This is a genomic window from Sphingomonas bacterium (assembly GCF_903643035.1).
In the GTDB taxonomy this organism is placed as follows: Bacteria; Pseudomonadota; Alphaproteobacteria; order Sphingomonadales; family Sphingomonadaceae; genus Sphingomonas.
The window spans coordinates 1-9659 of record NZ_CAHJWW010000096.1 but is presented as its reverse complement, the minus strand read 5'-3'; the positions used below and the strand labels follow the sequence as shown (position 1 = coordinate 9659).

The following is a 9659-nucleotide window of genomic DNA, read 5'->3' as shown; positions in this document are numbered from 1 at the left end:
CCCACTCGGCTGCGCCGAGCGGGCCCCTCCCTCTCCCGGCGGGAGAGGGAGACGAGCCTCCCGCGCAAGCCGCCCTCGTTCACGCGCTCGACTCGGCGGAGCCCGCCGCCGCCGCCGCGGTCGCGCGGGAGGACTTCGCCGCCGCGATGACCGCGCTCGCGTCGTTGCGCGCGCCGGTGGACGCGTTCTTCGACCAGGTGACGGTCAACGACCCCGATCCCGCAACCCGCGAGCGCCGGCTGGCGCTGCTCGCCCGCGTGCGCGATGCGGTGCATGGCGTGGCGGACTTCTCGCGGATCGAGGGCTGACGGTACGGCGCATGTCCCGGCGGAACGACGACCTTGGCCGCCCGACTTGCCGCCGGGGCCGCTGCGATGCACAATCGTCCACACGAAGTATTGGAGAACCGGCATGGCGTCTGTGGTGAACGAGCGGCCCGACACGCAGACCACCGACGATCGGTACGTGTTCCGCTTCGGCGGCGGCTGCACCGATGGCGAGGCGGGCAACAAGAACCTTCTGGGCGGCAAGGGAGCGAACCTTGCCGAGATGGCGTCGATCGGCCTGCCGGTGCCGCCCGGCTTCACGATCTCGACCGCGATGTGCGCACGCTACTACGAAGAGGGCGAGCACTTCCCCGACAGCCTGCGCGCCGAGGTCGCCGCCGGTATCGCACATATCGAGGGGCTGACCGGTCATCGGTTCGGCGATCCGGCGGACCCGCTGCTGGTGTCGGTCCGGTCGGGCGCGCGGGTGTCGATGCCCGGCATGATGGACACGGTGCTCAACCTTGGTCTCAACGACGAGACCGTCGAGGGCCTGGCAAGGGCGGCGGACGACGAGCGGTTCGCGTGGGACAGCTATCGCCGCTTCATCCAGATGTACGCCGACGTCGTGCTGGAACTGGATCACGGCGCCTTCGAGGAGGCGCTGGAGGTGGCCAAGGAGGACCGCGGCCTGACGCTGGATACCGAGCTGTCGCCCGCCGACCTCAAGGAACTGGTCGCCGAGTACCAGCGGCTGGTGCGGGACCAATGGGGCAAGCCGTTTCCGCAGGACGTCCACGATCAGCTTTGGGGCGCGGTGGGCGCGGTGTTCGGATCGTGGCAGTCCGATCGCGCCAGGGTCTATCGCCGGCTGCACGACATCCCCGCCGACTGGGGGACGGCGGTGAACGTCCAGGCGATGGTGTTCGGCAACATGGGCGACACCAGCGCCACCGGCGTCGCCTTCACGCGCGATCCCGCCAAGGGCGCGCACGCCTATTATGGCGAGTTCCTCATCAACGCGCAGGGCGAGGACGTCGTCGCGGGCATCCGCACGCCGCAATACCTAACCCGCGCCGCGCGCGAGGAGGCGGGCGCGAAGGCATCCTCGATGGAGGAGGCGATGCCGCAGGTGTACGGCGAGCTCGCGAGCGTCTTCGATCGCCTGGAGACGCATTACCGCGACATGCAGGACATCGAGTTCACGGTCGAGAAGACCAAATTGTGGATGCTCCAGACGCGGTCGGGCAAGCGCACCGCCAAGGCGGCGCTGAAGATCGCGGTCGACATGGCGAACGAGGGGCTGATCTCGCGCGAGGAGGCGATCGGACGGATCGATCCCGCGAGCCTAGACCAGCTGCTGCACCCGACGCTCGATCCCAAGGCGCCGCGCGACGTGCTGACGAAGGGGCTGCCCGCGTCGCCGGGCGCGGCGTGCGGCGTGGTGGTGTTCAATGCCGATACCGCCGAGAAGCGAGCCGCGGCGGGCGAGGCGGTGATCCTGGTGCGCACCGAGACCAGCCCGGAGGACATACACGGCATGCATGCCGCCAGGGGCATACTGACCGCGCGCGGCGGCATGACCAGCCATGCGGCGGTGGTGGCCCGCGGCATGGGGCGGCCGTGCGTGTCGGGCGCGGGATCGCTGTCGATCGACATGAAGGAGCGGGTCGCGCGCTGTGGCGCCGGTGCTTCCTGGCGCGAGGTGAAGGAGGGAGACCTTCTCACCATCGACGGCGCGACCGGCGAGGTGATGATCGGCGAAGTGCCGACCGTGCTCCCCGAACTGTCGGGAGACTTCCGGACGCTGATGGCATGGGCGGACGCGTCGCGCCGGTTGAAGGTCCGCGCCAATGCCGAGACGCCGGCCGACTGCCGCGTCGCGCGCGACTTCGGAGCGGAGGGCGTCGGGCTGTGCCGGACCGAGCACATGTTCTTCGACGCCGCGCGCATCACCGCCGTCCGCCAGATGATCCTGGCGAACGACGAGGCCGGCCGGCGGGCCGCGCTCGACAAGCTGCTGCCCGAGCAGCGCGCGGACTTCGTCGGCATCCTGGAGGTGATGGCCGGGCTGCCGGTGACGATCCGCCTGCTCGATCCGCCGCTGCACGAGTTCCTGCCGCACGAGGAGGCGGAGTTCGCCGAGGTGGCGAAGGCGACCGGCCTGGATGTCGAGGCGCTGCGTCGCCGCGCCGCCGAACTGCACGAGTTCAACCCTATGCTGGGCCATCGCGGCTGCCGGCTGGGCGTGACCTATCCCGAGATCTACGAGATGCAGGCGCGCGCGATCTTCGAGGCGGCGATCGACGTCGCGGAACGCGGGGAAGCGCCGGTGCCCGAGGTGATGATCCCGCTGGTCGCGACCCGCCGGGAGGTGGAGTTGATGAAGGCGCTGATCGACCGAACCGCGCAGGCGGTGTTCGCCGAGCGTGGGCGCGGCGTCGACTATCTCGTCGGGACGATGATCGAGCTGCCGCGCGCCGCGCTGAAGGCCGGCGAGATAGCGGAGACCGCCGAGTTCTTCTCGTTCGGCACCAACGACCTGACGCAGACCACGCTTGGCGTCAGCCGGGATGACGCCGCGCGCTTCCTCGGCGCCTATGTCGAGCAGGGGATCTATTCCAAGGACCCGTTCGTCAGCCTGGACATCGACGGCGTGGGCGAACTGGTGGAACTGGCGGCCGAGCGCGGCCGAACGGCGCGACCCGGCATCAAGCTGGGCATCTGCGGCGAACATGGCGGCGATCCGGCGAGCATCGCCTTTTGCGAACGCATCGGCCTCGACTACGTCAGTGCGTCGCCCTATCGCGTGCCGATCGCCAGGCTGGCGGCGGCGCAGGCGGCCATGCGCAAGCCCGCCATGTAGCTTCCCGCCCTTCTAATCCAGTTCGAACCAGCCGCGCTTTTCGCCCGTGGAGGTACGGACCGCCGGTCGCGCCGCGCTGGCGGCATAGGCCGGCGTATCGCCGGGAAGCTGCGCCGATCCGGTACGCGGGACAACGGCGGGTGCGGCCGGGAGCCGGGCATTGTCCCCTTCAAGCTCGGCGATGCGAGCGTTGGCCTGGATCAGCCGGTCGTCGGTGTTGCGGCGAGCATCGGTGGTCGATCTGTTGGCCTCGGCGAGCTTCGCCTCGGCCTCCCGCCGCGCGGCGGCGTGGGCCTCGCGCTCTCTTGCGTAGCGGTCCTTCCACTTGCGGCCACCTGAATGACTGGCGAGGCCAAGCAGCCAGCCGGCAACGAGCGCGAGTGCAAGCACGATGAATTGCGTTGGAGTCGAAAACAGCATTGGCCCCTCCTGCTATAGCAAGATAACGACGATAGCGCGCTCGGGTTGCCGGAACCGAGAGCGTCGAAGCGGTGTCGGCAAAGCCACCGTTTGCATGCGGCGGTTTCCACTTGGCAGACCTACTTGCTGTGTCGGTCACTGCGCAGCAACTTCACCAATTTAGCTTAGTGCACTTGCGGTCTTCAGTGCCCGCCGTCGACGAACGCATCCTTGATCGAACAGGCTGCGGGTCCCAGGATCACGACAAACAACGTCGGAAGGATAAAGAGGATCAGCGGGACCGTCATGATCGCCGGCAGCCGAGCGGCCTTTTCCTCGGCGCGCATCATGCGATCGTTACGGAACTCCGCCGATAGGACGCGCAACGCGCTGGCGAGCGGAGTGCCATATTTCTCGGTTTGCACCATTGTCGTCGTCACGCCCTTGATTGCATCCAGCGCAACCCGGGTCGCGAGATTTTCGAACGCCGAGCGCCGGTCGGTTAGAAAGCCCAGCTCAATTGCGGTCAGCGCGAACTCGTCGCCAAGTTCGGGGTAGGCGCGGCCAAGTTCGCGCGCGACGCGATGGAAGGCGACATCCACCGTCAGCCCCGCTTCCGCGCAGATCACCAGCAGGTCGAGCGCATCGGGCAGACCCTTCCGGATCGCGTCGGACCGCTTGGAAATCTTGTTCTTCAGGAAGATGTCGGGCGCCTTGTAGCCGAGCGCGAGCGCGGCACAGACGAACATCGAATGCTTCCATGGCGCCCAACTCGGAAACGCGTCCAAGCCATAAACCCATGTCGCGGCGAGGCCGCCGACCACTACCGGAAGCACCATCCGGCCGAAGATCACGGCGACCGCCCATTCCTTGGAGCGAATGCCGGCCTGCATCAGCTTGACCTGCGCGGCCTTCAGCTGGCTGTCCTGCAGCACCTTCAGGCTGGAGAGCAAGACGCGCATCCGATCGGCGGTGTCATTGCGCTGGACCAATTTGGCGCGTCGCTTGGACGTGGAGGCGGTGATGCCCGCCTTCAGCTGTTCGCGTCGGTCGTTCAGCGCCTTGACACGCTTGGCCATTGGATCGCGCACGCTGGTCGCGGCATAGATCGCCAGCAGGACCATGAAGGCGGCGATGCCCGACAGCAGAGTCGCGAACCAGATCACGTCGACGCCGAGCAGCGTCGGATGCGGAGTTCCAAGGGCGGGCGTGAGGGTCATATCTCGAAGCTCACCATCTTGGCCATTATGAAGCCGCCAATCGCCATCCACACGAAGCCGCCGATACCGGCGACCATCAATCGCTGGTCGGTGAAGAAATGCATGAGATAACTGGAGTTCACGAACCAGATCATCACGAAGACGATGAACGGCAGGCTGCCGACGATATAGGCGGAGGCCTTGGATTCCGACGACATCGCGCGGATCTTCAGCTTCATCTGGTGGCGCGAGCGCAGCACGGTGGCAAGGTTGGCCAGCGTCTCTGCCAGGTTACCGCCGGTCTCGCGCTGGATCGCGATCGAGATCACGAAGAACTGGAACTCCGGCGTGCCGAGCCGGTCCGCGGTCTCCTGCAGCGCCGCGTCCATCGTGCGGCCGATCTTCATCTTGTCGGACACGGCGCGGAACTCCTCGCCGATCGGGCCGGGCAGCTCGTGCCCGATCACCGTCACCGTCTCGCTGATCGGCAGACCCGATCGCAGGCCGCGGACCAGCAGCTCGATCGCGTCGGGAAACTTGCCGGTGAACTTGCCCACCCGCCGCTTGATCGTATGGCCGACCCACCAGTGCGGCAGGCCCGCGCCGACGAACAGCCCGACCAGCAGCGCCAGGAGCACCGGCAGCCCCTTGAGCCACAGCAGGGCGGTGACGAGGAGCAGCAGCCCGGCCGACGCCATGCCGTATCTGCCGACCGACCAGCCCTTGCCCGTCATCGCCAGCCGCTTCTTGAGCTGTTCGACATTGGGCAGCAGCCGCCCGGCCGCCAGGTCCATCCGGGTCGCGCGCCCGGCGGTGATCCGCCGCAGCTGCGAGTCGACCGCCGCGGTGGCGGAGGCGGAATGACGTTCCCGCAGGGCCGCGAGGCGGCGGTCGCCCGCCCGGCCCGCGGACGGCCCCGCAAGCGCGGACGCCACCATTCCCACGACGGCGAGGCCGCCCAGCGAGACGATCATCACCGACATCAACGGCACGCGACGTCCCTCCCCCGGCTGCGCGTCGCGCCCGGCAGATGCAGGCTCCGAGCCCGAGCACTGATTCCGGCCCGGCCGGGTCCGGTCCCCTGGCGCATGCGCGTCACTTCTTCGCGCGGCGGGGCATAAGGCCCCTTAGTTCGCCGAACCTGCCGATCAGCGACCCTGTGCCCGCGGAACTCTTGCCCGCGCCCCTCGCCCCCGTTTTCCCAGGCGTCTTCCCGCTCGCCGCCGCGGGCGCGCTGCCGTCGCCCACGTTGACGACCGCGTGGGCGAGCTCCAGCAGCGGAGCCGCGGTCTTCGAGCTCTTGCCCGCTTCCGCCAGCGGCTTGCCGAGCTTGGCGGCCTGAGCCGCCAGCTTCTGGTCGAACGGCACGAGGTGGTCGATCTTCCGCTCGATCGAGCCTTCGAAGTCCTTGCGGCTAATCTCCAGCTGCGCGCCGGCATGGACGCGATTGGCGACGACGAACACCTGGGTGCCCGGCGCGTTCGTCTTGAGCCACGACAGGATGCGGATCGAGTCGCGCGCCGCGGCCAGCGTCAGCTCGGTGACGACCACCGCCACCTGTACGTCGCCGACGAGATGCGGATGCTGGACCAGCATCGCACGCGGCAGGTCGACCACCGTGGTCTCGAACGCCGCCCGCATCTCTTCCTGCAACTGGTGGAAGGCGGCGCCGTCGGTGATGACGGGCGAGCTGATCGGCGCCTCCGCCGACAGGACGGCGAGCGTGTCCGATGCCCGGACCATCGCCCGCTCGATGAACAGCCCGTCGATGCGGCCGGGGTTCTCGATCGCGTCGGTAAGGCCCCGGCCGGGTTCCAGATCGAGCGACAACGCGCCGGTGCCGAAGTGCACGTCGAGGTCGAGCAGCGCGGTCGAGCGCGCCTCCCGGGTCGAGAGCAGCCACGCGAGCGAGGCCGCGACCGTCGACGCGCCCACCCCGCCGCGCGTGCCGATCACCGCCGTCGAGCAATGCGGCCGATCGGTCGACGCCTCGACCTGCTTGGGTGCGTTGAGCAGCGCCTGCGCGTGGGTGAAGGCGTCGCGCAGCGCATCGGGATGCAGCGGCTTGAGCAGATAGTCCTGGATGCCCGACGCTACGAGGTCGCGGTACAGCCGCACGTCGTTGACCTGCCCGACCGCGATCACGACCGTGCCCGGCTCGCACACCTCGGCGAGCGCGTTGATGTCGCCCAGCGGATCGCCCGACTCCGACAGGTCGACGAACAGGATCTGCGGACTGGCGGATACCGACAGCGACTGGACCGCGTTGCGCAGGCCGCCCTTGTTCACCTGATCGGGGGACCAGCCGAGCTCCGCCGCGATCGGGCGGACGGTGTCGACCGTATTGTCGTCGCACAGATAGGCGACGAACGGTTCGCGCGTGCCGGCGCCGGCGGGTTTCCAGGGGGCGTTCATCGCTATTTGCCTCCGCCCGAGCCGCCGGCGCTCTCGGTCTTCATGGTCGTGCCGCCACCGCCGGTGGGCGCGGCCTTGCGATAGGCGTCGATCGCGCGGGAACTCGTGGCCGTGTCGATGGTCCCGCTGCCCGGCTCGCCGCGCACCAGGTCGGCCGGATCGGCGACCATCGCGGCGAGATCGCTGTTGGCGGCGCAGCCGAAATTGGATGTCGTGCTGCCTGCGAACTCGTGACTGCCGTTGCGGCTGTAGTCGGGGCAGTGCGGCACGAAGGCGACCGCGCGATTGACCACGACGCGCGCCGTGCCGGCCGCGACCGGCGCGCCGGTGACGGGCGCGGTGTCGGCGAGCAGCAGGCCGAAGCGCGCGACCTCGGCGCCGATCGCCTCTCGCGCGGCCGGATCGCCGGCGGGATCGTCGATCGAGACGCGGTCGCCGTAGCGGAGTCGCAGCGAGCGCATCCAGCCCGCAAGCCGCGCGGCCTCGCCCGGCGACAGCCCGGCGCCGTCGGTCCCGACGTCGAACGTATAGTCGGTGCGCGACACGACCGGCTGGTGGACCGAGTCGAGACCGCGATTGACGGTGCCCGAGCAGCCGGCGAGCGCCAGCGCGGGGAGCGACAGGAGAAGGAGCGAGCGTCGGATCATCGTCATCTGTCCTCGGGCCGGCATCAGTTGCTGGAGAAACCGGGGGCGGCGGGAACGGCCTTGCCGTTCTTCCTCGCACGCCTGTCGACCTTGCGATCGGCCGCTTCGGCATCCGGATCGGCGGGTGGGACGGGCGCCACCGCGCCGATGGCGGGCCGCGCGGGACCATCGGGTCCACCCGCGGGGACGCCGCCTGCCGGGGCGGAGGGCGGCGGCGCTATCGTCGGCTTGGGCCGGTCGCCGCCGGTCCGGCCGCCGCTCAGCTTGCCATCGAAGATCCGCGCCAGGTCCGTCGGCGCCTGATAGCCGTCGGTCGGCAGCACGATGTCGTTCGCGTTCACCGGCTTCACCAGATACGGGGTGATGACGATCACCAGCTCCGTCTCGTTGCGCTGGAACGCGTTGTCGCGGAATAGCGCGCCCAGGATCGGCACGTCGCCCAGCCCCGGCGTCTTGGTGATCGAATTGTTGTGATCGTTCTGCAGAAGGCCGCCGATCACCAGGCTTTCGCCCGAGCCGAGCTCGGCGCTCGTTTCGACCCGTCGGGTGGAGAGCGCCGGGATGACCGCGCCCGAGATGGTGACCGCGCCCTGCGATGTGAGCTGCGACACTTCCGGCCGCACGCGCAGCGAAATGCGCCCGTTCGACAGCACCGTCGGCGTATAGGCGATGCTGACGCCGTACTGCTTGTATTCGACCGACACCGCGCCCAGCCCCTGGCTGACCGGGATCGGTATCTCGCCGCCGGCGAGGAACGTCGCGGTCTCGCCCGACAGCGTCGTGACATTGGGCTCGGCGAGCGTCGACACCTGGCCGATCGTCTCGCCCAGATCGAGCGACGAGAGGATGTCCGCGCCCAGGAAATGCCCGGCAAGGCCCAGCGTCGTTCCGATGCCCGTGTTGCCGGGCTGGGTGAACAGCGTATCTCCGGGCAGGCCGCCCGTCGTCGTCGTCGCGATCGGCGCACCCGCCGCATCGACGGGTGCGCCGTTCACATAACCGGCCACGGGATTGCCGGGTATCGTCGTGATCGTCCCCTGCCGGCCGCGGCTGATGCTGAAGATCGGGTTGCCGCTCGCCCGATTGGTCAGGTTCACCCCAATGCTCTTGACGAAGCTGCGGCTGACCTCCGCGAACCGCACGCGCAGGTTCACCTGCAACGGCGTCGCCGTCTTCAGCCGACTGATGACGCCGATCTTCAGCGCCGAGTTCGCCGCCGACACGTCCACGCCGGGATTGAGATAGGCGGTGACGAGCTGCTTGGCGGTCGCGGCGTCGTCGGGGGACCCGACCGTGCCGGTGAGCACCGCCATCTGTCCCACCATCACGACCTGAATCTGCGTACCGGGCATCGCCACCTGAAGCATCTTGTCCACCGACGTGATGTTCTGGCTGACGCGGATCGAGGCCGAATAGATGATCGCGCCGTTCGCACCGGCCGCGAACATGGTGGCCTCGCCGAAGCTCTTGCCGAACAGATGCACCTGGCGCGGATTGTTGATGTAGACGTCCGCCACGTCGGGGTTCGACATCCAGACGTTCGCGGCGGCGGCGGGCAGCGTGATGAGCTGGCCTTCGCCGATCGACAGCCGCGTCTCGAGCGTCGGATGCTGCGTGCCGGGCGGCATTGATGCGATGCCGGCGGTCTGGCGGGGATGCTGGGACCGGCCGGGGCCGGCGATCACCGGGACGGCGGCGGCACCTATCAGCGCGACAGCGATCGCCGGCGCGAGCGGCAGGCTTGCGATACGCATCTTAGTTGGTCCCCCCGACCGGAACTTCGGTCACTGAATTGCCGCGCGCGACGCGCACCGTCGGGCCATGGCCGCCGCGATCGCCGGCGATCGCGCCGGCGTGGCCGCCCGAT

General features: G+C 68.9%; 8 protein-coding genes. 2 read left to right on the top strand and 6 right to left on the bottom strand.

All coding sequences use genetic code 11. The features are described from left to right. A partial coding sequence (locus tag HUV01_RS07820) for a DALR anticodon-binding domain-containing protein (RefSeq protein ID WP_254606478.1) occupies positions 1-308 on the top strand: 308 nt, incomplete at its 5' end. A 103-nt stretch (positions 309-411) separates the two neighbouring features. Beyond that, positions 412-3132 carry a pyruvate, phosphate dikinase gene (gene ppdK / locus HUV01_RS07815; RefSeq protein WP_174297734.1) on the top strand — a complete coding sequence of 907 codons (2721 nt, stop codon included), beginning with the start codon at positions 412-414 and terminating at the stop codon, positions 3130-3132. Between the two features lie 12 nt (positions 3133-3144). On the opposite strand, the gene HUV01_RS07810 is transcribed toward ppdK, so the two are convergent. From HUV01_RS07810 to HUV01_RS07785, 6 genes are all read right to left on the bottom strand, one after another. Continuing rightward, a complete protein-coding gene (locus tag HUV01_RS07810; protein WP_174297733.1) occupies positions 3145-3552 on the bottom strand; it encodes a hypothetical protein in 408 nt (135 codons plus the stop codon). Positions 3553-3734: 182 nt separating this feature from the next. Further along, positions 3735-4751: a type II secretion system F family protein gene (locus HUV01_RS07805; protein ID WP_174297732.1), complete on the bottom strand. Its 1017-nt coding sequence runs from the start codon at positions 4749-4751 to the stop codon at positions 3735-3737. Continuing rightward, complete coding sequence (locus HUV01_RS07800) at positions 4748-5713, bottom strand: type II secretion system F family protein (protein ID WP_438827158.1); 966 nt, start codon at positions 5711-5713, stop codon at positions 4748-4750. The genes HUV01_RS07805 and HUV01_RS07800 overlap by 4 nt, the downstream gene beginning before the upstream one ends. Before the next feature lie 112 nt (positions 5714-5825). After that, positions 5826-7145 carry a pilus assembly protein CpaE gene (locus HUV01_RS07795; RefSeq protein WP_174297730.1) on the bottom strand — a complete coding sequence of 440 codons (1320 nt, stop codon included), beginning with the start codon at positions 7143-7145 and terminating at the stop codon, positions 5826-5828. Positions 7146-7147: 2 nt separating this feature from the next. Continuing rightward, positions 7148-7792, bottom strand: coding sequence for a CpaD family pilus assembly protein (locus HUV01_RS07790; protein ID WP_254606477.1), 645 nt, complete (start codon positions 7790-7792; stop codon positions 7148-7150). Positions 7793-7815: 23 nt separating this feature from the next. After that, positions 7816-9546: a type II and III secretion system protein family protein gene (locus HUV01_RS07785; RefSeq protein ID WP_174297728.1), complete on the bottom strand. Its 1731-nt coding sequence runs from the start codon at positions 9544-9546 to the stop codon at positions 7816-7818. Positions 9547-9659 lie beyond the last annotated feature (113 nt).